A 709-nucleotide genomic window follows, 5' to 3' on the forward strand; every position below is an offset into this window, starting at 1 on the left:
TTGTGTCATTTGAAAACCCCTGGCTATGCCGGGGGTTCCGGAGAGCTTATAGCGTGGTATTAAAATTAAAAAAGGCCTCTCTTCGTGATAAGATATAGTTGGTTTCCCGACCACTACATCAAATAAACGAAGGAGGCATGTCCCAATGAAGGACAAGAATAGTTTAGCACATACAACATGGAATTGTAAGTATCACATCGTGTTTGCACCAAAATACAGAAGACAAATTATATATGGAAAATACAAACAAAGTATAGGAAAAATAATAAGAGAATTATGCGAGAGAAAAGGTGTAACCATTCATGAGGCAAATGCATGTCGAGATCATATCCATATGTTAGTAAGTATCCCACCAAAGCTGAGTGTATCTCAGTTTATGGGATATTTAAAAGGAAAAAGCAGTTTAATGATATTCGACCGACATGCAAATTTAAAATATAAATATGGCAATCGAAAATTCTGGTGTCGAGGTTTCTACGTCGATACAGTGGGCCGAAATAAGAAGCAAATAGAAGAATATATTAGGAATCAGCTCCGAGAAGATTATATATCAGATCAATTAACGTTATTCGAAGAGTTTGATCCATTCACAGGAGAAAAAAATAGAAAGATATAAGAGATTCTTTAGAATCAGTGCGTGGATGTGGTGCGTAAGGGAAAACCATTCAGTGGGCCTTTAAGGCCAAGGCCGGTAAAAGAGGCTTCAAGC

General features: G+C 37.2%; 1 protein-coding gene. It reads left to right on the plus strand.

The genetic code is table 11. The annotated features are described in order from the left end of the window. The first annotated feature begins 145 nt into the window (after positions 1-145). The gene (tnpA, locus tag AAIB49_RS19920) at positions 146-616 is read left to right on the plus strand and encodes an IS200/IS605 family transposase (RefSeq protein WP_339214265.1); all 471 of its coding nucleotides are present in this window, start codon (positions 146-148) and stop codon (positions 614-616) included. The last annotated feature ends 93 nt before the right edge of the window (positions 617-709 follow it).

This window comes from Ornithinibacillus proteolyticus (assembly GCF_039581225.1).
Classification (GTDB): domain Bacteria; phylum Bacillota; class Bacilli; order Bacillales; family Amphibacillaceae; genus Ornithinibacillus; species Ornithinibacillus massiliensis.

Excerpts from the sequence above, each read along its gene's own strand:
- tnpA (WP_339214265.1), top strand. The coding sequence starts at position 146 with ATGAAGGACAAGAATAGTTTAGCACATACAACATGGAATTGTAAGTAT.